The organism is Devosia polycyclovorans (assembly GCF_042181575.1).
Lineage (GTDB): Bacteria > Pseudomonadota > Alphaproteobacteria > Rhizobiales > Devosiaceae > Devosia > Devosia polycyclovorans.
The window spans coordinates 2,994,565-3,019,049 of record NZ_CP170082.1 but is presented as its reverse complement, the minus strand read 5'-3'; the positions used below and the strand labels follow the sequence as shown (position 1 = coordinate 3,019,049).

25 protein-coding genes are annotated in these 24,485 nt (G+C 61.0%); 17 read left to right on the top strand and 8 right to left on the bottom strand.

The window, feature by feature from the left end:
- Positions 1-52 precede the first annotated feature (52 nt).
- Positions 53-1,759 (top strand): alpha/beta hydrolase family protein, encoded by a 1,707-nt coding sequence (locus ACE4RL_RS15120; protein WP_375597931.1) that lies wholly within the window; start codon positions 53-55, stop codon positions 1,757-1,759.
- A gap of 34 nt (positions 1,760-1,793) precedes the next feature.
- Here the strand turns inward: ACE4RL_RS15120 and ACE4RL_RS15115 are convergent, their stop codons facing one another.
- A complete protein-coding gene (locus ACE4RL_RS15115) occupies positions 1,794-2,480 on the bottom strand; it encodes a TIGR02281 family clan AA aspartic protease (protein WP_375597930.1) in 687 nt (228 codons plus the stop codon).
- 67 nt (positions 2,481-2,547) lie between these two features.
- A complete protein-coding gene (locus tag ACE4RL_RS15110) occupies positions 2,548-3,360 on the bottom strand; it encodes an adenosylcobinamide-GDP ribazoletransferase (RefSeq protein ID WP_375597929.1) in 813 nt (270 codons plus the stop codon).
- A gap of 104 nt (positions 3,361-3,464) precedes the next feature.
- Here ACE4RL_RS15110 and cobT point away from each other — a divergent pair, with 104 nt between their 5' ends.
- Entirely contained in the window at positions 3,465-4,484 is a 1,020-nt protein-coding gene (gene cobT, locus ACE4RL_RS15105; protein WP_375597928.1) for a nicotinate-nucleotide--dimethylbenzimidazole phosphoribosyltransferase, read from the top strand.
- On the opposite strand, the gene ACE4RL_RS15100 is transcribed toward cobT, so the two are convergent.
- Both ACE4RL_RS15100 and ACE4RL_RS15095 read right to left on the bottom strand, forming a co-directional pair.
- Complete coding sequence (locus ACE4RL_RS15100; RefSeq protein ID WP_375597927.1) at positions 4,481-5,134, bottom strand: DUF6683 family protein; 654 nt, start codon at positions 5,132-5,134, stop codon at positions 4,481-4,483. The genes cobT and ACE4RL_RS15100 overlap by 4 nt on opposite strands.
- A gap of 73 nt (positions 5,135-5,207) precedes the next feature.
- Positions 5,208-6,740 carry a sensor histidine kinase gene (locus ACE4RL_RS15095; RefSeq protein ID WP_375597926.1) on the bottom strand — a complete coding sequence of 511 codons (1,533 nt, stop codon included), beginning with the start codon at positions 6,738-6,740 and terminating at the stop codon, positions 5,208-5,210.
- A 279-nt stretch (positions 6,741-7,019) separates the two neighbouring features.
- On the opposite strand from ACE4RL_RS15095, the gene ACE4RL_RS15090 reads away from it, so the two are divergent.
- Both ACE4RL_RS15090 and ACE4RL_RS15085 read left to right on the top strand, forming a co-directional pair.
- Positions 7,020-7,499 carry an Lrp/AsnC family transcriptional regulator gene (locus ACE4RL_RS15090; protein WP_375600295.1) on the top strand — a complete coding sequence of 160 codons (480 nt, stop codon included), beginning with the start codon at positions 7,020-7,022 and terminating at the stop codon, positions 7,497-7,499.
- Positions 7,500-7,506: 7 nt separating this feature from the next.
- Complete coding sequence (locus tag ACE4RL_RS15085; RefSeq protein WP_375597925.1) at positions 7,507-7,908, top strand: VOC family protein; 402 nt, start codon at positions 7,507-7,509, stop codon at positions 7,906-7,908.
- Here the strand turns inward: ACE4RL_RS15085 and ACE4RL_RS15080 are convergent.
- The 3 genes from ACE4RL_RS15080 to ACE4RL_RS15070 all read right to left on the bottom strand — a co-directional run bounded on the left by ACE4RL_RS15080 (position 7,905) and on the right by ACE4RL_RS15070 (position 10,478).
- A complete protein-coding gene (locus ACE4RL_RS15080; protein ID WP_375597924.1) occupies positions 7,905-8,789 on the bottom strand; it encodes a phosphotransferase family protein in 885 nt (294 codons plus the stop codon). The two genes, ACE4RL_RS15085 and ACE4RL_RS15080, sit on opposite strands and share 4 nt — an antisense overlap.
- A complete protein-coding gene (gene moaA / locus ACE4RL_RS15075) occupies positions 8,782-9,795 on the bottom strand; it encodes a GTP 3',8-cyclase MoaA (protein WP_375597923.1) in 1,014 nt (337 codons plus the stop codon). Before moaA ends, ACE4RL_RS15080 begins: the two co-directional genes overlap by 8 nt.
- Positions 9,796-9,887: 92 nt before the next feature.
- Complete coding sequence (locus tag ACE4RL_RS15070) at positions 9,888-10,478, bottom strand: L,D-transpeptidase (protein WP_375597922.1); 591 nt, start codon at positions 10,476-10,478, stop codon at positions 9,888-9,890.
- A 249-nt stretch (positions 10,479-10,727) separates the two neighbouring features.
- Between ACE4RL_RS15070 and rpiA the strand changes: the two genes are divergently transcribed.
- From rpiA to gltX, 6 genes are all read left to right on the top strand, one after another.
- The gene (rpiA, locus tag ACE4RL_RS15065) at positions 10,728-11,426 is read left to right on the top strand and encodes a ribose-5-phosphate isomerase RpiA (RefSeq protein ID WP_375597921.1); all 699 of its coding nucleotides are present in this window, start codon (positions 10,728-10,730) and stop codon (positions 11,424-11,426) included.
- Between the two features lie 20 nt (positions 11,427-11,446).
- The gene (locus ACE4RL_RS15060; protein WP_375597920.1) at positions 11,447-11,974 is read left to right on the top strand and encodes a DUF2059 domain-containing protein; all 528 of its coding nucleotides are present in this window, start codon (positions 11,447-11,449) and stop codon (positions 11,972-11,974) included.
- A gap of 134 nt (positions 11,975-12,108) precedes the next feature.
- Positions 12,109-13,482, top strand: coding sequence for a glutathione-disulfide reductase (gene gor / locus ACE4RL_RS15055; RefSeq protein ID WP_375597919.1), 1,374 nt, complete (start codon positions 12,109-12,111; stop codon positions 13,480-13,482).
- Positions 13,483-13,554: 72 nt separating this feature from the next.
- A complete protein-coding gene (locus ACE4RL_RS15050) occupies positions 13,555-14,934 on the top strand; it encodes a class II 3-deoxy-7-phosphoheptulonate synthase (RefSeq protein WP_375600294.1) in 1,380 nt (459 codons plus the stop codon).
- A gap of 127 nt (positions 14,935-15,061) precedes the next feature.
- Positions 15,062-16,729, top strand: coding sequence for an NAD+ synthase (locus tag ACE4RL_RS15045; RefSeq protein WP_375597918.1), 1,668 nt, complete (start codon positions 15,062-15,064; stop codon positions 16,727-16,729).
- The gene (gene gltX / locus ACE4RL_RS15040) at positions 16,726-18,054 is read left to right on the top strand and encodes a glutamate--tRNA ligase (RefSeq protein ID WP_375597917.1); all 1,329 of its coding nucleotides are present in this window, start codon (positions 16,726-16,728) and stop codon (positions 18,052-18,054) included. Before ACE4RL_RS15045 ends, gltX begins: the two co-directional genes overlap by 4 nt.
- Here gltX and ACE4RL_RS15035 read toward each other — a convergent pair.
- Complete coding sequence (locus ACE4RL_RS15035) at positions 17,999-19,138, bottom strand: DUF2865 domain-containing protein (RefSeq protein WP_375597916.1); 1,140 nt, start codon at positions 19,136-19,138, stop codon at positions 17,999-18,001. The genes gltX and ACE4RL_RS15035 overlap by 56 nt on opposite strands.
- A 200-nt stretch (positions 19,139-19,338) precedes the next feature.
- Here ACE4RL_RS15035 and ACE4RL_RS15030 point away from each other — a divergent pair, with 200 nt between their 5' ends.
- The 7 genes from ACE4RL_RS15030 to ACE4RL_RS15000 all read left to right on the top strand — a co-directional run bounded on the left by ACE4RL_RS15030 (position 19,339) and on the right by ACE4RL_RS15000 (position 24,473).
- The gene (locus ACE4RL_RS15030) at positions 19,339-20,346 is read left to right on the top strand and encodes a fumarylacetoacetate hydrolase family protein (protein ID WP_375597915.1); all 1,008 of its coding nucleotides are present in this window, start codon (positions 19,339-19,341) and stop codon (positions 20,344-20,346) included.
- Between the two features lie 105 nt (positions 20,347-20,451).
- Complete coding sequence (locus tag ACE4RL_RS15025; protein ID WP_375597914.1) at positions 20,452-20,901, top strand: c-type cytochrome; 450 nt, start codon at positions 20,452-20,454, stop codon at positions 20,899-20,901.
- A 255-nt stretch (positions 20,902-21,156) separates the two neighbouring features.
- Complete coding sequence (gene cysS, locus ACE4RL_RS15020) at positions 21,157-22,575, top strand: cysteine--tRNA ligase (protein ID WP_375597913.1); 1,419 nt, start codon at positions 21,157-21,159, stop codon at positions 22,573-22,575.
- Positions 22,576-22,727: 152 nt separating this feature from the next.
- Positions 22,728-23,081 (top strand): endonuclease domain-containing protein, encoded by a 354-nt coding sequence (locus ACE4RL_RS15015; protein WP_375597912.1) that lies wholly within the window; start codon positions 22,728-22,730, stop codon positions 23,079-23,081.
- A 66-nt stretch (positions 23,082-23,147) separates the two neighbouring features.
- Entirely contained in the window at positions 23,148-23,531 is a 384-nt protein-coding gene (locus ACE4RL_RS15010; RefSeq protein ID WP_157288814.1) for a VOC family protein, read from the top strand.
- Positions 23,518-23,985 carry a GFA family protein gene (locus tag ACE4RL_RS15005; RefSeq protein WP_375597911.1) on the top strand — a complete coding sequence of 156 codons (468 nt, stop codon included), beginning with the start codon at positions 23,518-23,520 and terminating at the stop codon, positions 23,983-23,985. Before ACE4RL_RS15010 ends, ACE4RL_RS15005 begins: the two co-directional genes overlap by 14 nt.
- A 5-nt stretch (positions 23,986-23,990) precedes the next feature.
- Positions 23,991-24,473, top strand: coding sequence for a GFA family protein (locus ACE4RL_RS15000; RefSeq protein WP_375597910.1), 483 nt, complete (start codon positions 23,991-23,993; stop codon positions 24,471-24,473).
- Positions 24,474-24,485 lie beyond the last annotated feature (12 nt).

The window sequence follows — 24,485 nt, the reverse complement described above, 5'->3', positions numbered from 1 at the left end:
CGGTATAAGCCACCCTTCGGTTGACGTTCCAAACGGCCAATGGGGGGCAAAATTGCTGAACAAGAACCTTCGCCTGTTCCACCTGGGATGGGTCATCATTCTCATCGGCGCATTGCTTGCGCATTTCATTCAGACATCAGGCGGCATATCCATTCGCGATATCCGCTTCAACGGCAATAACGGCCAGGTTCTGAGTGGCCTGCTCTATGTGCCTCCGGGTGTCACGGCGGAAAACAAGGCCCCCGCGATCCTGGCGGTGCATGGCTATATCAATAGCCGCGAGACCCAATCCGGCTTTGCGATAGAGTATGCGCGGCGGGGCTATGTCGTTCTGGCTCTCGACCAGTCCGGTCACGGCTATTCAGACGGCCCGGCCTTCGCCAATGGCTTTGGCGGGCCCGGCGCGCTGGCCTATCTGCGCGGTCTCGACATCGTCGATACCGACAATATCGGCCTTGAAGGCCACTCCATGGGCGGCTGGACCGTGTTAGCGGCGGCGGCCACCATGCCTGACGCCTACAAGTCCCTCGTGCTCGAAGGCTCGAGCACCGGCGCACCCTTCGCTATGGAAGGGACCCCGGAATGGCCCCGCAATCTTGCGGTCGTCTTCTCCAAATATGACGAATTCTCGCAGCTGATGTGGAATGTCGATCGGGCCCAGGACGTTGCCGACAGCCCCAAGCTGCAGGCGGTCTTTGGTACTGATCAGGCCGTGGTGCCTGGCGAGGTCTATGGCGCTATCGCCCAGGGTACGGCCCGCATTCTCCACATGCCCAACACCACCCATCCGGGCGATCACATCTCGCCCGAAGCCATCGGCTACTCCATCGACTGGTTCGCCGAGACACTGGATGGGGCCGAGCCCTTGCCGTCTTCCGACCAGATCTGGTTGTGGAAGGAAATTGGCACGCTGATCGCGCTGGTCGGTTTCGTGGTGCTGCTGGCTGGCACGTTTCAGGCGCTTCTGGGGACCCAGGCCTTCGCCCATCTGCGCAACACGCCGGTCAAGGCGGCGCATTCCGAGCGTGGCGTCAAGTGGTGGCTCGGGTTTGCGATCAGCGCCTTTGTGCCGGTGCTGACGTACTACCTGTTCTTCGGCTGGGGTGGGCAGCTTTTCCCGGCCTCGGCGCTGCTGCCGCAGACGATTACCAGCCAGATCGCCTTCTGGGCGGTGCTGAACGGTCTCATCGTCTTCCTTGTCGGGTTTGTGCTGCGGGGGGAAAAGGTCGACGCCCGCGGCAATATCCTTGGGTCCATCCTGATCGCGTTGGCGACGGTCGGCATCGGCTACCTGTTTGTCCTGGCAGCGGATTTCCTATTCAAGATCGACTTCCGCTTCTGGGTCGTGGCACTCAAGCCCCTCAGCCTGGTTCAGGCCAAGATCGCGCTGGTCTATCTGGTGCCGTTCACCCTGTTCTTTGTGCTGGCGCTACGCGGCCTGCATACCGGACTGTCGGTGGCCGGGGACAGCCGCCTCAAGCAGTACCTGTCCAATATCGGCGCGCTGGCGCTGGGCTTTCTGGTCTTCCTGGCGTTCCAGTATGGCTGGTTGCTGTTTGCCGGTCATCTGTTCAGCATCGAGGAACCGCTGAATACGGTGATCGCCATCCAGTTCCTGCCACTGATGACCATCATCGCCTTCCTGTCGACCTTCACCTATCGGCGAACCGGCAGCTATTTGCCGGGAGCGTTCATCAATGCGCTCTTTGTCACTTGGTACATTGTGGCGGGTCAGGCCACCCAGTTCCCGGTGAGCTGACAATCTTGGGGCGGGCCTGCTGGCCCGCCCTTCTTCAATCCACCAGTTCCAGAGAATTCTGCGTCACGCTGTAGCGGCTGAGCGTTTCGAGAAACGTCATGCCGAGCAGGCTCGTTTCCAGCGCCCCTGGCTCTGTGACGAAAGCCGTCAGGTTCTGCCGCAAGATGCCACCCACCTCGATGCTGTCGAGCCGGGTCCGCGCAGCCAGTCCCTGACCATTGGCCGTGGACACCGGCACGGTGTAGCGTAGTCCCTCAACATTTATGCCCGCCGCTTGCGCATCGGCGATGGTCAGAACCACCGCGCTGGCGCCGGTATCAAAGATCATTGGCGTGGTATGCCCGTTGATCGTGGCGTTGACCTCGAAGTGCCCGCTCATGCCGCGACGGAAGATTGCCGTTCCGGCCTCTTCATCTACCAGGGCAACGCCGGGCTGGAATTCCCCCGCCACCCGTCCGACGACACCAAGCAATTCATCGCGATAGGCATAGGTCACCATGGCGACGCCAAACAGGCCCACCCATAGCACCACTCCGCCGATCAGTTCGGACACCTTGTGGCGACGTGTGAACAGGCCGCCGGCAAAAATGATAAGGAGCACGAGCAGCGGCACCAATTGCGCCGTCTGCATTTGGCTAAGCCCCACTAGGCTCCCTGCGTCTGCACTGATGAGCAGCACGATGCCGGCGGCGATGATCAATGCGATGCCAATGAAGCCCATGCTGCGGTCTGCCCTCGAACCGGATACCCGTACCATAAAAGGTGCCGGCGCGGCGATTTCAAGACGCTTAGGCAAAGACCAGCAGGGCCGTGAGCGCCGCTATTTCCCCCAGCCCCGCGGCAGCGCCGATCAGGTCACCGGTCTGCCCACCCACTAGGTTCTTGCAGATGGCCGTCCAACCCAGAACCACCAGCCCTACCAGCAACGCTGCAGCGACCACGCCGAGCAGGCTCGATGCCGGCGCGCCAATGACGAAGACCAGCAACAATGCCAGGGCCGCCCCAACGCTGAAGCGTGATGCAGGCAGGATTCCTGCCGAGGCCGAGGCGCCGTCTGACCGGGCAGGGGGCAAGGCGACCGCCAGCCACAAAGCGCCAGAGCGTCCCGCAATATTAGCCGCAAGCCATATGCCGGCGGCAGCCAACGGACTAAGCGCTGCCACGCTACCAATGGCCGCCACTCGCAGCATCAGAAACAGGCAGAGGGCCGCTACGCCATAAGTGCCGTGGCGGCTGTCTTTCAGGATCTCGAGCCGCCGTTCCGGTGTTGATCCACCAAACAACCCGTCGGCCGCATCGGCCAGCGAATCTTCCATCATGCCGCCGCCGACCAGCACCAAGGCTGCCACGGACAATGCCGCGGCGAAGTAGCCGGGCAGGCCAAACCACACCCCGGCGAGCAGCAGGACCGGGCCAACCCCCATCACCACAGAGGCCAGTGGCAGGGCCATGGCGATCCGGCCGAGATCAGGCTTTTCATGCGGCGTGTCGCCTGTTGGTAGCCGCGAGAAGAAACGCAGCGCCATGACCAGATCGTCTTTCAGGCCCAGTCCCCCGCGCGCCGGCTCAGGGGCGTAGGCATCGCGGTTGGCCGTATCCATCCGGTCGGCTTCTTTGGTTTCGGGGCCCCGCTCGGTCAATTGCTTTTCGCTCCGTTATGGGCAACAAGACGCGCGCCTTCCTACCATATCGCGCCGGACCTGCCATGCCACTCAACCCCGCCTTCGCTGACATTGTCGAATTGCTCGTGGCCGTGCCCGATGGTGACGAGAGCGCGGTTGCTGCGGTGCGCGAACGCGACGCCCAACTGACCAAGCCGCGCGGTTCCCTGGGTCAGCTTGAAATGCTGGTGGAGTTTCTGGCGCGCTGGCAGCATCGCGCCAAGCCGCGGCTCGACAATCCCATGGTCACCATCTTTGCCGGCAACCACGGCGTCACGGACCAGGGCGTGTCGGCTTTTCCGCGCGAGGTCACAGCACAGATGGTTGCCAATTTTACCAATGGCGGTGCTGCCATCTCGCAGATCTGCGGCCTGCATGAAATCAATCTGCGCGTTTTCGAACTTGCTCTGGAACTGCCCACTGGTGACATCACCAGAGAAGCGGCGCTGGACGATCAGATGTGCGCGGCCACAATCGCCTATGGCATGGAAGCGGTGGCCGGCAAGCCGGACCTGATCTGCCTGGGCGAAATGGGCATTGGCAATACCACCATCGCCGCCGCCATCTATACCGCACTCTATGGCGGCACCGGCGCCGATTGGGTCGGTCGGGGCACGGGCGTCGATGACGAGGGCCTCAGGCGTAAGGCCGACGCCGTCGATCGTGCACTGGCGCTGCACAAGGCCGAACTCGATCATCCACTTGCCATTCTGGCGCGCCTGGGTGGCCGCGAGATCTGCGCCATGCTTGGGGCGCTCGTCGCCGCGCGCCACCAGAAGGTGCCAGTCATTGTCGATGGCTATGTCGCGACGGCTGCCGCGGCCATCGCCCACGCCGTCAATCCGGCGGCCATCAACCACTGCCTCTTCGCCCATGTCTCTGCCGAAGGCGCCCATGAACAGGTGCTCTCGAAGATGGGCCAGTCCGGCCTGCTCGATCTGGGCATGCGCCTGGGCGAGGGGAGCGGTGCCGCGCTTGCGGCAGTCATGGCCAAGACGGCCTTGCACCTGCACAACAATATGGCGACCTTTGAGGGCGCCTCGGTCAGCGGCAAATCTGTCTAGTCGCTATTTGACCGCCCCACAAATCCGTCTGGCCCCGGGACCAGTGTGAACAAGTTCACATTCATCTGGCTGCGGAATCGGGACGCTGCAGCCATGGCCAGCGCGTACAGCGTCTCGAGGTCCTTTTGCGCAAGCGCAGTGTTGAGTGCGGCGTGCTCGACCAGGAAGTTGAGGATGTAGCCCTCCGCCATTTCCTGCCGTTGCTGGTCGCTGAGCCTAAGAAAGCTCGGGTCGTTGGCAAAAGCCAATCGCAATTGCCGCTGGATCGGGCGGCTGTCGACTTCGACTGCATAGGCGCCATTTGCCGCCACCCAGTTGAGCACCCAATAGGCGGTCAGGGCGTCGGCAACATTGTTGGTCGTGAGCCCATCGGGCGCAACCAGTTCTTGCCATATTTCGCTCGGACTGCGTTCGGCAAACGCTTCTGCCAGATTGTCTCGCACCTCCGCCCCTGCGGACCACCGAATGCGCGAAAGAAACTCACGCTGCATCCGCGCCGATATGCTGGGGGAGGGCCGGTAGCTGGTATCGAACTCTGCTGCGTCCGCTGTTTTAGTAGGATTCTCGACCGCCTGAGGCAATTGCTGCGCATTGGCCGCTAGAGGCGTCGCCAGCAGCAAGAGAGCAGTCAGAAATGGGCGTATGAGCATCGAGCCTCCAGACACGCGATCCTCAGTGTGATCGCGGCAAAATTTCGGCACGCAGCAATTGGCGGGGCAGTTTTCACCCGGCTTCCGAGTAGATTTCCAGCCGATTTCGCTTTTCCACCACGGGCGCCAGTGCATCCATGACCCGGGCGCGCGGGAAGGTGGCGATCACCTCGGTGCCGAAGCGAAGCTTGGAGAAGAGGTCAAACCGGCCCTGATGCAGGTCCATGATCTTTTGCACGATCGGCAGGCCCAGTCCGGCACCCTGTTCAGCGGTTTTCTGCGCTAGTGAGCCCTGGCCGAACGAAGACAGGACAGTCGCGATTTCGCTTTCTGGAATGCCCGGCCCGTTGTCTTTCACTGAGATCAACTGCCCGCCATCGCCGCTGCGTTGCACCACCAGCACGATCTTGCCCTGCTGCGGGGTGAATTTGATGGCGTTGGACAACAGGTTCAGCACCACCTGCCGGATGGCGCGCTCATCGCCCCAGATCTTGGGCAGATTGTCGCCCACACTGAACACCAACTCGATATTCTTGGACTTGGCCCGCAACTCCATCATCCGGCGGCAGTCATCCGCAATGTCGACCAGCGACACCACTTCTTCATTGAGCTCATACTTGCCCGCCTCGATGCGGCTGAGGTCGAGCAATTCGTTGATCAGGTTGAGCAGGTGCTGCCCGCTGGCGTGAATGTCACCCGCATATTCCTTGTATTGCGGCACCTGGTGTGGCCCCAGCAGCTCCGATTTCAGCACCTCGGAGAAGCCGATAATGGCATTGAGCGGCGTACGCAATTCATGGCTCATTGTGGCCAGGAACTGACTCTTGGCGATATTGGCCTGCTCGGCATGCCGGCGGGCTTCATCCGACATGTTGCGCGCCTCTTCCAGCTCATAGATCAGTGTGTCTTTTTCGGCCTGGTGGGTGATGGTTTCCAGTTCCGAATTGTGAAGCTGACGCGCCAGATAGACAAAGAAGATCTCACCGCAAATGGCCACCGCTGCCAAGGTATAGTTGAGTGTGCCGCCCAGCGCGATCAGCGAAATCGACACTGTCGCCGTTACCGGCAGCGTACTCATCAGGGTTGCCGGGGGTAGGGTGTGGGTTGCAATGGCATTGCTTGCGATGCTCACCAGCACCATGGCGAACATCACGGGAGCCAGGGCTTCGGGGTCGGTCACCAGGGTAAACAGAGCCAGCAGCGACAGCGCCAACCCGCCAAGGCTTTCCGCCGCCACAAAGCTGGTGGTCCACCGCGCGGCATTGAATTTGGCTGGGTCAACCGATTTGAACCGCCGCGCGGTGACCACCACGATCAACAGGCTCGAGATGACCAGGCCTGCCCAGATGGTCGTGACCATCAGCGGCACCCAGAAGCTCGCAACAATGGCCAGGATACTGACAATGGCGGCCATGGGCAGTGCCGCCCCGATCCGGGAGTCGGCATAGTCATGCATAAGTTCGAAGTCGAAATCCGCACGCGTTCCCGAGCTCGATGTCAGCCGCTGGCGGGCTTCGAGCACGGCTTTCTGCGCTGTACGCTTGCCGTCATGTCCGGGGCGTTCACGGACATTGGCATCGTGGACCGACATGGAAGTCTTACTCATTTACTCGATACTGCGAACAAAAACGCGCTCGCGACGCTCTCGATCGACCTTAGGGGTGCCGTAGTTAACAGGGGGTGAAATCGCCTGGCAGATCGCAGGCCAACTCAATAAACGTCTGGCCACTCGCCGGCGGACAGGGTTAAGATGATCTTGCGGCGTTCGCCCGATTTCAATGCGCAATATTATTGCGCCCTACCTATGACTATGGCACTTGTGTTGGCGCTGGCGGTCAAAATATGCCGGCTAGATGAAATTTGATTTCATGGGGCGCAGATGGCTTTGGACAAGATCGACCGGAAAATCCTCACGCTTTTGCAGCGCGATGCCACCATGCCGGTGGCCGAAATCGGTCGCAAGGTCGGGTTGTCCACCACGCCGTGCTGGCGCCGTATCCAGAAGATGGAAGAAGACGGCATAATTCAGCGGCGCGTCGCCGTTCTCGATCCCGTCAAGGTCAATGTCGGTGTCACCGTCTTCGTTTCAGTCAAGACCAACGAGCACAACGACGCCTGGATGCGCAAATTCTCCGGCGTGATCGATGAATTTCCAGAGGTCGTTGAATTCTACCGCATGAGCGGTGACGTTGACTATCTCATGCGCGTCGTCGTGCCCGATATCGGCGCCTACGATGCCTTCTACAAGCGCCTGATCAGCAGGATAAATCTGACCGATGTCAGTTCCGCTTTTGCGATGGGACAGATTAAATACACCACCGCACTACCGCTCGACTTCGCCATCATCTCGGACGACGATAAATAGGCATTCAATGTTGCTTGGCTTTGAACACGTTGGCATGACAGTCAGCAACATGGAGCGGGCGATAGACTTCTACTGCGGCCTGCTGGGGCTGCACTTGAGGCTGCGACGAACCACTGCGGGGGGCGAGCTTGCTTTTCTCGACGCCGGCGGTGGCATGCTCGAGATTGCTGCGCCTGCCCACGAGGTCGGTCCTTTTCGTGATGTTCCGCATTCGGAGGCGGGGTTCCGGCATATCACGCTGGCCTATGACGACGTCGATGCCATGGTGGAACGGCTTGAAGAGGCCGGCGTCTCCATCGTTGAGGGGCCCCGCGATGCCTACAATACCGAGATGATCAAGCGGGTGGTCTTTGTGCGTGACCCTGACGGCATACTGGTCGAACTGGTAGAGCGCGCCGCCGGGCGTTAGCGCTCGGCTGTAATATCTGCGAGACGCCCCGCCGCCCACTCGGCCAGATGTGCGTCGCCATCGGCCAGCGCATCACTGAGCACCGCAAGGCCGATCCGCAACTGGTAGCAGCGCAGGCGGGCCTGGTCCCTCAAGACTCCTGGCTCTTCCGCCTCGAAATAGCGGGCTTGCTGCTCCATGCAAGGAAGCCAGCTCCGCCAGAACAGTATGTTGGCAACGTCATATTGCGGATCGCCAATTCGCGCCTCCGACCAGTCCAGCACAGCGCTGATCGCGCCATCCTGCACCAGCACATTGTTGGAGCCGAAGTCCCCATGCACCAACCCCAGTACAGGTGGCAGCCTCGGTACATGCTGGACAATGAGGTCGGTCCATTGATGGATTTGCCGAGCGAGTCCGGGCGACACACCCCGCCATTCCAGTTCAGCTACGGCTCGAACAAAATCCGGCCAGCACCCCAGGCTGCCGAACAAGGGGGAGGCGCCAAGGCGCTCCAGGAGGACGGCGTCCACCCCCGCAAGCTGGTCGAGGGTGCGGGCGACCGCCGGTCCATAGGCATATGCGCCATCCGCAGGCAATGACTGCAGCGTCTCGCCCGGACATCGCCGGGACACGCAGACCCATTGATCGTCCAGCGGAAGGATGGCGGTCACCTCTGGCACGGCAATGCCACTGCCCGGCAGGACGGCATGGACCAGCCTGTCCACTTCGAATCCTTGCACCTGCCGGTTGACGCGGACGACGAACTGCTCGCCCGCCACGTCAAAGGCGAAAGCCCGAGACTCTTGCCCTTCCGCCAGCTGCCAAAGCGGCCCGCGAGCGGGGAAGTTACGGTCGAGCAAATTCTCCAGCGAGTGCGCGGAGAATGCCGGTTTAGCCACCCGTGACGCTCATATGACGGGCCACCGCCGGTTCGGCCCGGCTGCGATCCAGCACGAAGTCATGACCCTTGGGCTTGATGATCATGGCGTGGTCCAGCGCCGCATCCAGCGCCGCAGCGCCACCCTGCCGCCAGGCATCGCGCAGATTGACCTGATCGTCCTGCCCCAAACACAAAAAAAGCTGTCCGGTTGCCGTCAGCCGGACACGGTTGCAGCTCTCGCAAAAATTGTGGCTCATCGGCGTGATAAAGCCCAGTGTGCCGCCGGTTTCAGCAACATGCACATAGCGGGCGGGGCCGCCGGTACGCTTGTCCAGCTTGGTGAAGCTGTAGTGTCGCGCCAAGCGGTCATGCAGTTCCCGCAAGGGGAGGTAAGTGTCGACCCTGTCAATCCCGACTTCGCCCAGTGGCATGCCCTCGATCAGTGTCAGACCCATGCCGCCACCATGTGCCCATTCCATCATGGCCTCGATCTCGTCGTCGTTGACGCCGCGCATGGCCACCATGTTGATCTTGACCGCAAGCCCCGCCGCCTGTGCTGTGCCGATCCCGGCCAGCACGTCGCTCAGGCGCCCGCGCCGCGTAATTTGCGAGAAGCGGTCAGCATCCAGCGTGTCGAGCGACACGTTGATGCGCCGCACGCCGGCCTTGAACAGCCCTTCAGCGTGCCTCTGGAGCTGGCTGCCATTGGTCGTGATGGTCAGCTCTTCCAGGCCATTGCCCAGCCGGCCGCCCAGAGTGTGCACCAACGCCGTGATATCGCGCCGGACCAGCGGTTCGCCACCGGTCAGCCGGATTTTGGTTGTACCGCGTGCTATGAAGGCGCTCGCAATGGCCTCGACTTCCTCGAAGCTGAGCACGTCCTTCTTGGGCAGAAATGTCATGTCTTCCGCCATGCAATAGACACAGCGGAAGTCACAGCGATCCGTGACCGATATGCGCAGATAAGAAATGCGTCGGCCGAAACTGTCGATCAGGGGGCGTTGCTCGGGAAGCGAAACGGTCATGCCGACAGTTTATCCCCCGCGGCGGTCAACGCAAAGCGCTCAAACGAAAAGAGCCGCCAATCCGGCGGCTCTTTTGATAAAACTTGTTCGTGTCAGTGACGGACAACGATCAGGGCGCCGACCTTGACGCGCTCATAGAGGTCGGTGACGTCGTCATTGGTCAGGCGGATGCAGCCCGAAGAGACGGCCTGGCCAATCGACCACGGTTCGGACGTGCCATGCACGCGGTAAAGCGTGGACCCTATATAGAGCGCGCGCGCACCCAGCGGGTTATCCGGGCCGCCCGGCATATAGGCCGGCAGGTCGGGAACGCGCTTGCGCATGGCTGGGGGAGGGGTCCAGCCGGGCCATTCCGCCTTGCGCGTAATGCGGTGCGTGCCGGACCAGCGGAATCCATCGCGACCGACGCCGATGCCATACTTCATGGCCTTGCCGTCTTCGAGCACCAGATACAAACGGCGTTCGCCGGTCTCGATAACAATCGTTCCGGGCTTCAAGTCGGTTGCATAGTCGACGACCTGCTTGCGGATCGGGCTGCCTCCGCTGCGATTGCCGCTGGCCGAGCGCTCCTCGAACTTGTTGGTGTCCGGATTGTACCACAGGGCCGCACTTGACGGCAGTACAGAGCTGGCTGCCAGCAGGACCGCCATGCCAAACGCCAGTGCAATTCTTGTGATGCTCATGCTTCCACTTGCCCTCTCCAATACGTCGCCCTGATTCGGGCCCGCGACTATTTGCGCTACTTACTTGGTGTCGATTGGAGCTGAAAGGGTTCAGCCCGATTTCCGCCACATATGCGACATCATCGCCTTATTGTGTTGCTAGTCGGTTACACCTGGGAGTCACCAAAGCGTGAATGGTCGACTTTCGCAGGCTTGACAGCAACGTCGAGGCCCTGCCACACCCGCGCAAATTGGCAAAAGGACAGACCAATGAGCGATGCGCTGAAGCGCGAGGCCGCGGCCCGGGCCGTCGCCGAGATCACCTCGGGCATGAAGGTGGGGCTGGGAACTGGTTCGACCGCTCGCCATTTTGTCGAGTTGCTCGGTGATCGCGTCGCGCAGGGGCTCGACATCGTTGGCGTTCCGACCTCAGAGGCGACCGCGAAGCAGGCGCGCGAATGCGGCATCCCGCTCTCCGATCTCGATGCCCTGGAGCGACTGGACGTGACAGTCGATGGGGCCGATGAGATTGATCCGGCGCTCAACCTCATCAAGGGAGGCGGCGGGGCGCTGCTGCGCGAGAAGATCGTGGCAGCTGCCTCTGACGCGATGATTGTCATTGCAGACAGCTCAAAAATCGTCGAGGCGCTTGGTCGGTTTCCTCTTCCCATTGAGGTTAACCGCTTTGGTCTGGGCGCGACCAGGCATGCGATTGCCCGTGCCATGCGGCACCATCACGCGCTGGGTGAACTGCAATTGCGCACTACTGAAAGCGGTGAAGCCTTCTTCACCGATGGGGGGCATCTCATTCTTGATGCTTTTTTTGGCCGCATTTCGCAGCCAGAAGCCCTCTCAACCGAGCTACTGGACATTCCGGGCGTGGTCCAGCATGGACTGTTCCTGAAAATGTGCCGCAAGGCTTATGTGGCAACGCCGAATGGCGTAGAAACACTTCTCGAAAGCAATTGACCAGCGTGGGACGAGACAAGATGGCATTGTGGAATGTTGGAAACTGGGCACGCGGTGCCAAGATCATGGCACTGGCTGCACTGATTGCTGGATCAATTGCGGCCGTGGTTCCGGCCTCTGCCCAGGAAGTGCCCCCTGAGCAGCTTGAGATGGCGCGCAAATATATCGACCTGACCGACCGCGGCGCGGTGTTTGAAACCACAATTGTGGAAATGGGCATCGATACGATGCGCCAGATCATTACCCAGAACCCGGAAATCCAGGAAGAAACCAGCGACGCCATCGGCGAGGTCATCAAGACCTACAACGGCCGCAAGGGCGAACTGCTCGATCAGTTTGCCCGCGTCTACGCAATCTACTTCACGCTCGAGGAACTGACTGAAATCGTCGCCTTCTATGAGTCCCCGGTCGGCCAGAAGCTGGCGACCGCCAACTCCGAACTGAACGCGGACGTTCGTCGCGTGCTGCAGGTCTATACCAACAATCTGCGCACGGAGTTCTTCGCCAAGGTGCGCGCCGAACTGCGTGGTCAGGGCATCGAGCTCTGATCCTCCTGCCCTGCCCGACATCGACCCCGCCTTGTGCGGGGTCTTTTTTTGTGCGAAGCCCGAACTATATTTATCGGCATTAGACGATAGAAGGTCGGCATGTTTTGATGCGCCGAACCGAGCAGGGGACTGAAATGGATTTCGACTACGATCTGATCGTCATTGGTGCCGGTTCCGGTGGCGTCCGGGCCGCTCGCATGGCCGCGACCTATGGCGCCAAGGTGGCTATCGTAGAAGAGTTCCGCGTGGGCGGAACCTGCGTCATTCGTGGCTGCGTTCCCAAAAAGCTGTATGTCTACGCCGCTCGTTTCCGCGATCAGTTCGATGTCGCTGAAAGCTTCGGCTGGCAGGTAGATGCCAGCTTTGACTGGCCCACGCTGGTAGCGGCCAAGGAAAAAGAAATAGCCCGGCTCGAGCACGCCTATGCCAGCAACCTGGAAAAGCCCGGTGTCGAGATCATCCGCGACCGCGCCGTCGTTACCGGGCCGAACGGCATTCGTCTGCTCCGCAACGGCCGTGAGCTGAGCGCCAAATACCTGCTTGTGGCGACGGGTGCTCATCCCTTCGTGCCCGATATCCCAGGCGCCGAATTCGGAATTACCTCCAACGAGGCCTTCGATCTGCCTACGCTGCCCCATTCAATCCTGATTGAAGGCGGTGGCTATATCGCTGTCGAGTTTGCCACCATCTTTGCCGGGTTGGGCGTCAACACAACGATTATCTATCGCGGCGATTGCATCCTGCGGGGCTTCGACGAGGATATGCGCCGCGGACTTGAGAATGGACTGATCGAACGCGGCATCCGCATCATCTATCAAACCACCATCAAGTCGCTGGCCAAGACCGGAGATGACATCACCGCGACATTCAGCGATGGCATCTCCGCGCCCTATGGTGCGGTCATGTTTGCGACCGGCCGCCGTCCCAATGTCTCCGGGCTTGGCCTGGACGCCGCCGGCGTCCAATTGACCGAACACGGATCGATCGCCGTGGACGAGTATTCGCAGACCTCTGTACCGTCCATTTATGCCGTTGGTGACGTCACCGGCCGGGCGCAGTTGACTCCGGTCGCCATCCGCGAAGGCTGGTATTTCGCTGAGACGGTCTTTAACAACAACCCGCTCAAGGTCGATCACTCGCTGATCCCGACCGCGGTATTCTCCGAGCCAGAGATCGGCACGGTGGGCCTGACCGAATACGAGGCCTCTACCCACGGGGATATCGATGTCTATGTGGCTCGCTTCCGCCCGATGCAGAACACCCTCTCCGACCGCACCGAGCGCATGATCTTGAAGCTCATAACCGAAAAGGATGAGGGCAGGGTGCTAGGCGTTCATCTACTGGGTCCAGGGGCCGCTGAAATGATCCAGCTCGTCGCCATCGCCGTCGGCATGAACGCCACCAAGGCCGATTTCGACCGCACGATCGCCCTGCATCCCTCGGCGGCAGAAGAGCTCGTGACTTTCAAGACCCCGAGCTACACCTATCGCGATTGCAAGCGCGTCTGACCATTCTGCTTGGCACGGGCGCTCTGGCTTGCTAGATCGCCCCCATCTCCTCTGCCGGCGTAAGCGAGACCGATCATGACCACCTGGACCCCCAGCTCCTGGCGCGACAAGCCTATCAGGCAGGTCCCCGCCTATCCCGATCCGGCGGCCCTTGCTGATGCCGAGCATCAGCTCTCAACCTTTCCGCCCCTGGTCTTTGCCGGCGAAGCGCGTGATCTGAAGACCCGCCTGGCAGCGGTCGCACGCGGAGAGGCCTTCCTGCTCCAGGGCGGCGATTGCGCCGAGAGCTTTGCTGAACACGGTGCTGATCATATCCGCGACTTCTTCCGCGTCTTCCTGCAAATGGCCGTGGTCCTCACCCACGGCGCATCCAAGCCCGTGGTCAAGGTTGGCCGCGTGGCGGGCCAGTTCGCCAAGCCACGCTCCGCCGATACCGAGACCATTGATGGCATCGAATTGCCCTCCTATCGCGGCGACATTATCAACGATATTGCCTTCACCGAAGCGGCCCGTGTCCCCGATCCCAACCGCCTGCTGATGGCTTATCGTCAGTCAGCCGCCACGCTGAACCTGCTCCGTGCCTTTTCCATGGGCGGATATGCCGAGCTGACCCGCATCCACGAATGGACCATGGGCTTCATGAAAGGGTCGAGCTGGGATGCGCGCTTCGAGGAAGTGGCCCGTCGTATCGACGACGCCATCACCTTCATGTCGGCCCTCGGCATCACCCCCGAGAACACGCCAGCGCTCAAGCAGACCAGCTTCTTCACCAGCCACGAAGCCCTGCTGCTCGGCTATGAGGAGTCACTGACCCGTCGCGACTCCATCACCAATGATTGGTACGCGACCTCTGGCCACATGCTCTGGATCGGCGACCGTACGCGCGATCCTGACGAAGCCCATGTCGAATACTTTGCCGGCATCAACAATCCGATCGGCATCAAGTGTGGCCCCAGCCTCTCCAATGACGATTTGCTCCGCCTGCTCGATCGGCTCAATCCGACCGACGAAGCCGGCCGCATCACGCTCATCTCTCGCTTCGGCGCGGACAAGGTGCATGAGCATCTCCCGCGCCTGATCGAAACGGTCCAGAAAGCCGGTCGAACCGTGGTCTGGTGCTGCGATCCGATGCACGGCAATACCATCAAGGCGTCGACTGGCTTCAAGACCCGCCCCTTCGACCGTGTTCTGGCAGAAGTGAAGAATTTCTTCGATGTACACCGCGAAATGGGCAGCTATGCCGGTGGCGTACATATCGAAATGACCGGTGACGACGTTACCGAGTGCGTCGGCGGCGTTTCTGCCGTTACGGAGGCAACGCTTTCAGATCGCTATAACACCTATTGCGACCCACGCCTCAATGCCAGCCAGGCACTGGAACTGGCATTCCTGGTGGCCGAGGAAGTGCATGCGCAAAAGCCGCCGCGGCAACAGCGCATGGCCGGTGAGTAGCCTTCTCCGCCTGCAACGCCGCTTCCCGACTGCGCCGCTTGCCCTTGCCGGGGTGAGCGGCTAATCCTTGCGCCGCATCCGGCTTTGTGCCGGATGGCCCTGTTCCTTGCACCCAGGCCAGCTTTCAGTGACCGACCAGCTTCGCATCGCGCTCGCCCAGCTCAACCCCAAGGTGGGCGACTTGTCCGGAAACCTTGCGCTCGCGCGTCAGGCGCTAAGCGATGCTTCTGCCGCCAAGGCCGACATACTGATGCTGTCCGAACTGTTTCTCACCGGCTATTTTCCGGACGATCTGCTGTTCAAGGAACAATTTATCAAGGACGCCATCGGAGCTGCGCGCGCTCTGGTGGCCGAAGCCAGGGGCACCGATGTGGTGCTTGTTCTTCCCACAATCTGGCTCGACGTAACCGGCCTGCACAACGCAGTTCTCATTGCCGAAAATGGTGACATCACCGCTATTCGCTACAAGCGCGAATTGCCCAATACCGATGTCTTTTACGAGAAGCGCTATTTCGAGCCCGGCCCGCTGCCCTTGCCGGTCACCATCAAGGGCGTTTCTGTGGGCGTTCCTATCTGCGAGGATGTCTGGCACCCAGCGGTCTGTGAGCATCTGGCCATGCGCGGGGCCGAGATCATGCTTTGCCCCAATGGCTCGCCTTACTGGACCAACAAGCAGCACATCCGCAAGGATCTGGTCCGCGCTCGTGTCGCTGAGGACGGTGTCCCTTTGCTCTACCTGAACCAGGTCGGCGGCCAGGATGAACTGGTCTTTGACGGCGCGTCCTTCGCGATTGAGCCGGGCGACAGGCTGGTCCTTCAGGGCAAGTCTTTCGAACAGGATTTTATTGTCTCGGACTGGACTCGAACCGAGAACGGCTGGACGTGCACCAATGGTCGCGTCGAGCAACTGAGTTCTGTCCAGGAAGCCCCCTGGCGTGCCTGCGTACTTGGCCTGCGCGACTATGTTTTCAAGAACGGCTTCTCTCATGTCGTGCTGGGATTATCCGGCGGAATTGACAGTGCCGTGGTCGCCGCGATGGCCGCAGATGCCTTCGGGCCCGATAAGGTCCACGCCATCATGTTGCCCTACCGGTACACATCTGAAGAGAGCCTGCGCGACGCTCGCGACTGCGCCGAGCGGTTGGGCGTACGCTATGATGTTGTGGCCATCGGCGATCCGGTGGACAGTGCCCTCAATGAGCTTCAGCCTATTTTCGGAAACCGCCCCATCGATACCGCCGAAGAAAACATCCAGTCGCGCATGCGCGGCACCATTCTCATGGCCGTCTCCAACAAGTTGGGCTCGATGCTGCTGACGACCGGCAACAAGTCGGAAATGGGCGTTGGCTATGCCACCATCTATGGCGACATGAACGGCGGCTACAATCCGCTCAAGGACATGTTCAAGATGGATGTCTATGCCCTTGCCGACTGGCGCAACAAGCATTTGCCGGATGATTGCCTTGGCCGGGCAGGGGAGGTCATTCCCCAGGCCATCATCGACAAGGCCCCCAGTGCCGAGTTGCGCCCCGATCAGACCGACCAGGATAGTCTCCCGCCCTACCCGGTGCTGGACGACATCCTCACCTGTATGGTTGAGGAGGAAATGTCGCTCGACGATATCGTTGCTCGCGGTCATGATGCGGCCTTGGTCAAGCGCATCGAGCGTCTGCTCAACATTGCCGAGTACAAGCGTCGGCAATCCGCGCCTGGTCCCAAGCTCACACCGCGTGCCTTCGGGCAGGGCCGCAAATATCCCATCACCAATGGCTACAAGGACATGACCATCGGATGAGCGTAACCGTTCGCTGGGCACCATCCCCCACCGGCCGCATCCATCTGGGCAATGCCCGTCCGGCCCTGCTCAATTGGTACTTTGCCCGCCGCCATGGCGGCCGCTACGTGCTGCGCATGGACGATACGGACCTCGCGCGCTCCACGCGCGAGTTTGCCGACGGAATCGAAGCCGATCTGGCTTGGCTTGGTGTTCAACCGGACCTTCTGGTGCGCCAATCAGACCGCACCGCCCTTTATGATGCTGCGCGAGATCAACTTGTTGCTGCGGGTCGGCTTTACCCCTGCTACGAAACTGAGGAAGAACTCGATCGCAAGCGAGCCCGCGCTCGACTGCTGGGCAGGCCACCAATTTACGATCGCGCCGCTCTCGGCCTGACGGATGAAGACCGGGCCCGCCTGGAGGCAGAAGGACGCAAGCCTCATTGGCGCTTCAGGCTCGATGGCCGCCCGGTGCATTTCGATGACCTGATCAAGGGGGCTCAAACGGTCAACACCGCCTCGATGTCGGACCCGGTGCTGATCCGCGAGGACGGGTCCTATCTCTATACCTTGCCCTCCGTGGTGGACGATATCGATCTGGGCATTACTCACGTCATCCGCGGCGAAGACCACGTATCCAACACAGGCACCCAGATCGAAATATTCGAGGCTCTGGGGGGCGCCGTTCCGGTCTTTGGGCATCACAACCTGCTAACGGATTCGCAGGGGCAGGGCTTTTCGAAGCGTCTCGGTAGCCAGTCCATTGCCGATTTCCGGGCTGATGGATACGAGCCGTTGGCGATAGCCATCGTCGCCACCCTCACAGGCACCAGCCTGCCCATCGAAACCTACGATGATCTCGACGCTATCGCGGAAAAGCTTGATTTTTCCATGATTTCGCACGGCTCGGCCCGTTTCGATCCTGCCGAATTGGATACCCTCAACGCTCGCATACTGCATGCCATGCCCTATGAGGTTGCTGCGCCGCGATTGAGTTCACTGGGGCTCGAGGGCGAGGCCATGTGGATGCTGCTCCGCGAAAACCTCGTGAGGTTCCCCGACATCGTGGAGTGGTCCAAGCTCCTGACCGGTCCGGTCGAGGCGGCCGTAGCCGATGAGGATCGCGAGTTCTTGGCCCTTGCCAAGGCCTTGCTGCCGCCCGAGCCTTGGGATGATACAACGTGGTCGCAATGGACCAACGTGCTCAAGTCCAGCACGGGGCGCAAGGGCAAGAGCCTGTTCCTGCCGCTTCGTCTGGCGCTCACCGGCCGCCCTGACGGTCCTGAGCTTAAGTCCCTGCTCGTCCTGCTTGGGCGTAGGGTGTGTCTGGACCGACTACCCTGACGCTCTTGCCGCCAAGTTCCACGATCCGCAGTTCCGGCTCGACAGGTGCCGCTGGCTGACGCGCGATCTCGCCCGGACCGGACGGGCGCGGGCGGGGCAGCGGCACATCGACCAGTGCTACAGTAGCTACGGCTTCCGCTGGCGCCGCCTGGACGGGGGCCACGCCCCGCGGATCGCGCAGCGGCATGGGAATGCGCAAGCCATTGATATCGAGCATGGATCGGCTGCTGCCATCGGCGGCCGCCACCACGGTCACCGACCCGTCAGCGGTCGGCGCAGCGCTGCAACTGGCCGACTTGTCGAATTCGTTGCGATAGGCAAAAGCCGTCGGCAGGGATGCGTAGGGCACGCCATTGATGCTGCGCATCTGCTCGGGTTCTTCGCCCGGATTGTTGTAATAATAGAGCTCGACCGCCGTGTTTGGGCACATCTGCTGACAGCTGATCGCATCATTGCTGATATAGTCAGGCAGGGTCGCGTAGCTGATCGGCCAGAAATACCCATCGCTGAGGCGCACGCACACCGTGCGCACCGTATTGTAGCCCTGATAGCCCCAATAGTCGCCGCCGTCGACGAAATCACCATTGGTGAAGTCACCCTCCGAGGTGGTGCCGAATATCCGGTCAAAGACATTCTGCCGCTCACGGGTAAAGCTGGCATTAGACCCCGAATTGCAACCAAACCGGGCCATTTCCTGGAGGATCGCTTCGCGCTGTTGGGCCACGGCATTGGCCGTTTCGACGGACTGGCTGACCTGGGCATAGTCGTCGCGCAGGCTTAGCACGTCGCGGGCTATCAATTGGCAGCTCCGGCTGAGTGTGCGGCCGGCCCGCGCATCGTCATTACACCCCTCGCGGATGTATCGGCTTTCTGCCTGCTGGACCTGACGCTGCAATTGTCGCGCAGCATTGGAATTGCTGCCCAACTGGCGGAAGTCACCGTTGCGGTCGAACTGTGCGAGCGCAGACTGCAGTTGTTGGCACTGGGCAGCCTGGGCATAGGCGGCCTCCACATCCAACGCCAGCACGAAGGTTGCCAGAATGAGCAGGACAAACGGGCGAAGCCCGATCAAATTGAAGTTCACGTCTAATTCCTGTTTGCGGAGGTGCCCCTCCTCCGAAGCCTTTGACGAGCCTTCGGTTCGTCCAGCACGCCAGAGCCCTGATGCTTCCAAAGCGATTCTCTCGCACTGGATAATGCCTTAACGTCCGTGGCAACATTATAGCCGCCTGATTTGCCCGCCGGTAGCGCGTCCAGGCAACACAATTGTTGAGGAGAGATCGCATGAAACTTGCCACCCTGCGCAATGGCCGGCCAGATGGCCAGCTCGTGGTTGTTTCAAACGATCTTGGCCGGGCCGTCTCGGCCGGCCGGATTGCCCCCAATCTCCAGGCAGCGCTCGACGACTGGCCGAATGCCGAGCCCGCCTTGGTGGCCTTGGCGGCGCAACTCGATGCCGGAGAAATCGCTGGTCAGGCTTTCGATCCAAAGGCAGCACATGCGCCGCTTCCCAGGGCGTATCAGTGGATTGATGGCTCGGCCTATATGAGTCATCTCGAACGCGTACGCTCGCTCAAGGGCAGCAAGGACGAGGAACTGCAGTCGATCCGGCCACTGCTCTATCAGGGGGGGTCAGATTCGCTTTCCGCCCCTACAGCACCCATTGTCGTGCCTAGTGACGATCTTGCTCTGGATTTCGAAGCCGAGATCGGCGTCATCATCGGGGCCGTGCCGATGGGCGCGACGCGCGAGCAGGCCTCTGCTGCGATACGCCTGGTGACCGTGCTCAATGACGTGTCATTGCGCCGGCTGGTGGCTGATGACTTGCAGAACGGCTTCGGGTTCTTTCACGCCAAGCCCTCCACCGCCTTTGCTCCCATTGCCATATCGCCGGCCAGCCTGGGTGCGGACTGGCGCGACAATCGCCTGCATCTGCCCATCCGCGTCGAGGTCAATGATAAGCTCTATGGTCAACCCAATGCCGGTGTCGGCATGCACTTCGACTTCGCAGATCTGATCGTCGAGGCGGCACGAACGCGCAACCTGGCGGCAGGCACCATTATTGGAGGGGGAACGGTGTCGAACCCGCACGACCAAACCCTTCCGCTCAAATCGGATGGTATTGGCTTTGCCTGCATTGCCGAGGCGCGAACCGCCGAAAAGGCCAAATATGGCCGGGCCCGCACCTCGTTTCTCAAACCGGGAGATCAGGTGCGCATTGGGGCGGTGGACGCAGCCGGACATTCGATATTTGGCGACATCGAGCAGTCAGTTGTTCTGCTGTCTGATTAAGCGGTCACATTCGCGTGTGCACATTGGGACTGTCACCAAGCCGTGCAATCGTGTGGGCATGGAATGAGGACCTGTCCGGTGCAGGACTTTCGAGGGAACAAGACGATGATGAAATTGGTCTCCGCAGCCGCCATCGGCACCTTTCTCGCTCTCGGCGCCGTCGCCGTGATCGCCCAGGACGGCTTCACGCCGCCTGAAACAGCCGAAGAGGCTGTAGAGACGCGGCAGGCCCTGATGAAAGAAAATGGCGGCATTCTGCGTTCCGCTCGCGGACTCTCGGGGGCCGAGGCGGTCACCGCCATGACCACTTTGCGCGACAATTTCAGCCACGTTCCCGATCTCTTCCCTGAAGACTCGATTGTTGGCGACACCAAAGCGCTTCCCGCCATCTGGGAGGACTGGGAGGGCTTTGTCGCCATAGCCAATGCCAGCGAAACCGCCGCGGCTGACGCCCTTGCTGCCGCTGAGGCCGGCGATGCCGATGGCTATGCGGCAGCGCTTCAGTCCCTCATGGGAACCTGCGGACAGTGCCATCAGCAGTTCCGGGCCGAATAGCCCGCTCCGCTCAATCTGATCTATCGCCTCCAAAGCGATTGGGCGGTCTTCGGACCGCCCCATTTTTATTTGGGCTTGATTTATCGCTGCGTCGCGGCCAATCTCCGCGCCATGAACACCGCGTGCACCATTACCTGCTGCATTATTACCTGCTAACCCCAGCGTTGGCGGAGCGGTCTTCTTCATCCTGATGGTTTGAAAACGGATAGAGGCTCTCCCGCCAGAGCAATACCGTATGGCCCACAGGACCCCGCGATGACCACGGCAAAGCCGCAGCTTTCTCTCTACAACACGCTGACCCGGACCAAGGCTCCCTTCGTGCCGATGGACGAGAAAAATGTGCGTCTCTATGCCTGCGGTCCAACGGTCTATGACTTTGCTCATATTGGAAATGGCCGCGCCGCCATCGTCTTCGACCTGCTGTTTCGCCTGCTGCGCCACACCTATGGCGCCGAGCACGTCACCTATGTGCGCAACATCACTGACGTCGATGACAAGATCAACGCCCGTGCCTTGCGCGATCATCCCGACCTGCCGCTGAACGAGGCTATCCGCAAGGTCACCGAAACCACCGCCGCGCAATACCAGAAGGACGTGGCCGCGCTGGGTTGCCTGGAACCGACGATACAGCCCCGCGCCACCGAAAACATTGCCGAGATGCAGGCGATGATCCAGCGCCTGCTGGACAAGGGCAATGCCTATGAGGCGGGCGGCGAAGTGCTGTTTGCCGTGGATTCAATGCCCGACTACGGCCAGTTGTCCGGCCGCAATCTCGAAGACAACCTCGCTGGCGCCCGCGTTGCCGTGGATACACACAAGCGCAACCCGGCCGACTTCGTTCTCTGGAAGCAGTCGTCCGAAGACGAACCCGGCTGGGACAGCCCCTGGGGTCGCGGCCGGCCCGGCTGGCACATTGAGTGCTCGGCCATGTCCGAGCGCTATCTGGGCGAAACCTTCGACATCCACGGTGGCGGGCTCGACCTCATTTTTCCGCACCACGAAAACGAAATCGCCCAATCCCGCTGCGCCCACGGCTCGCACGCCATGGCCAATGTCTGGATGCACAACGGCTTCCTGCAGGTCGAAGGCCAGAAGATGAGCAAGAGCCTGGGCAACTTCTTTACCATCCATGACCTGCTCGAAACCAAAGCCTTGGGCGGCCGTAAATGGCCCGGCGAAGTGCTGCGCCTCGCCATGCTGATGACGCATTACCGCGAGCCGATCGACTTCACGGTGCGACGGTTGGAGGAAGCTGAAGCGTTGCTCAACGGCTGGTACCGTGCTGTGGGCGACGTGACGGCCGAGGGCGGACTTTTATGCGCCGGCATGGTCGACGCGCTTGATGACGACCTGAATACCCCGGCAGCCGTCCGGGCCTTGCATGAACTGCGCGCCGAAGCAGTCAAGGGTATCGTGCCAGCCATGCGCTCGCTCAAGGCCAGCGCGGCCTTGCTTGGCTTGCTCACCGATACGGCAACACATTGGTTTTCCGGCGAGGAGGTGGAGGCTGGCGCGGTCCAAACGCAAGTGACCGCCCGCCTTGCCGCCCTCAACGCCAAAGACTTCGCCAAGGCCGACGCCATCCGCAACGAACTTGCCGACCAGGGCATCGCGCTGATGGACTACAAGGACGAGGCCGGCCAGCGCCAGACCAAATGGGAGGTCAAGCGGTGACACCGCAATCCCCCTCATCCAGCGCTGCGCGCCACCTTCTCCCACAAGGGTAGAAGGGGATCCGGTGGTGTGTTCGGTATCCTCGGCAAACTCGGAGCCACCCTTCTCCCCTTGTGGGAGAAGGTGCCCGAAGGGCGGATGAGGGGGAAGGAATGTCTGGTGACAATCGACTTCTCGGCTTTGCGCGGGCGATGCGTCGAGAACCAACAGAGGCAGAGCGCAGACTGTGGTTGCTGTTGCGCGATCGCCGCTTTTCTGGCTTCAAGTTCCGTCGTCAGGTTCCCATTGGCCCCTACATCGCCGACTTCGTGTGCTACGATGTAAAGCTAATCATCGAAGCGGACGGCTCGCAGCATGCCGAAAGTACGCGTGATCTGGCGAGAGACGCCGAACTTGTTCGCCGCGGTTTCCGCCTGCTTCGCCTTTGGAACAACGATGTTCTCGCCCGTCCGGCGCAGGTCGCCGATCTCGTATGGGCCACCCTGCACGAGGAGGGGCAACAATGACCTTCCTGCCATGCCCTGTCAGCGGAATCGCGCCAGATCGCGGCTTCTCATAACGGAGTTGGACCCATGCTTGATCACGTTGGAATTCTCGTCGCGGACTGGAACAAGGCCAAGGCCTTTTACGACGCCGCATTCGCCCCGCTCGGCATCACCCTGCTCAACGAAGTTCCAGTGGAATTTACCGGCGGCGTCAAAGTGGGCGGCTATGGCAAGGAAGGGCCCGATTTCTGGCTGACCGAGGCAACGGAAACCGGTCCCGGCCGTCACTATGCGTTCCGCACCGAGACCCGCGCTGATGTTGACGCCTTCTACACAGCCGCCTTGGCCGCGGGTGGAACCGACAACGGTGCACCGGGTCTGCGTGAGCACTATCATCCGACCTATTACGGCGCTTTTGTCATTGATCCCGATGGCAACAATATCGAAGCAGTGTGTCATGCCCCAGGCTGAAGCCCATACCGGTGGCTGCCAGTGTGGCGCGGTTCGTTTCCGCGTCACACGTCTCGGCCGGCCGTCCATTTGTCATTGCCGCATGTGCCAGAAGGCCTTTGGCGGTTTCTTCGGCCCCCTGGTGACAGCGCATAATGCCGTCTGGACCCGTGGCCAGCCGAAATGGTTTCAGAGCTCCAATGCCGCCCGCCGCGCCTTTTGTGGCGAATGCGGCACCCCACTTGCTTATGAGACGCGTTTCGGGCTCGAATTGGCCATCGGTGCCTTTGACGACCCAAATGTCGCCGCCCCCGAAATCCAGGTCAATCTGACCGACCGGCAGCCATTCTTTGCCGGGCTCAGCACGCTGCCCGAACGTCATGATGTCAGCGACGAGTGGCGCGACTTCATGGCCGGCATCCATTCAAATCAGCATCCAGATCACGACACCAATGACTGGCCACCCAGAGAGTAACGAAAATGAGTGAAACCTGGTCCGGGGGTTGCCAATGCGGGGCTGTGCGCTACCGCTTCACGCAGAAGCCTCAAGGCGCCCACATATGCCATTGCCGCATGTGCCAGAAGGCGTTCGGCGCATTTTACGCACCTCTGGTTGGCGGCCCGCTCGAGCGATTTGAGCTCACTCGGGGGGAGATCGCGACATTCCGCTCATCGGATCAAGTCGAGCGTGGCTTCTGTCGCGATTGCGGCACGCCGCTGAGCTTTTCGTATATCGGGGGTGACTGGATGGGGGTTTCCATTGGTTCACTCGATAACCCAGAGGCCTTTCCGCCCAAGGATCAGCATGGTGTCGATAGTCGCCTGAGATGGGTCAACGACATTGGCGACCTGCCCGACGAACCATCGATCGAAGAGCGAAAACCTGACATCGCCGCCTTCATCAAGTCCACCAACCACCAGCACCCTGACCACGACACCGAAGTCTGGCCCCCCAAGCAGTAATCCCGAGTTAGG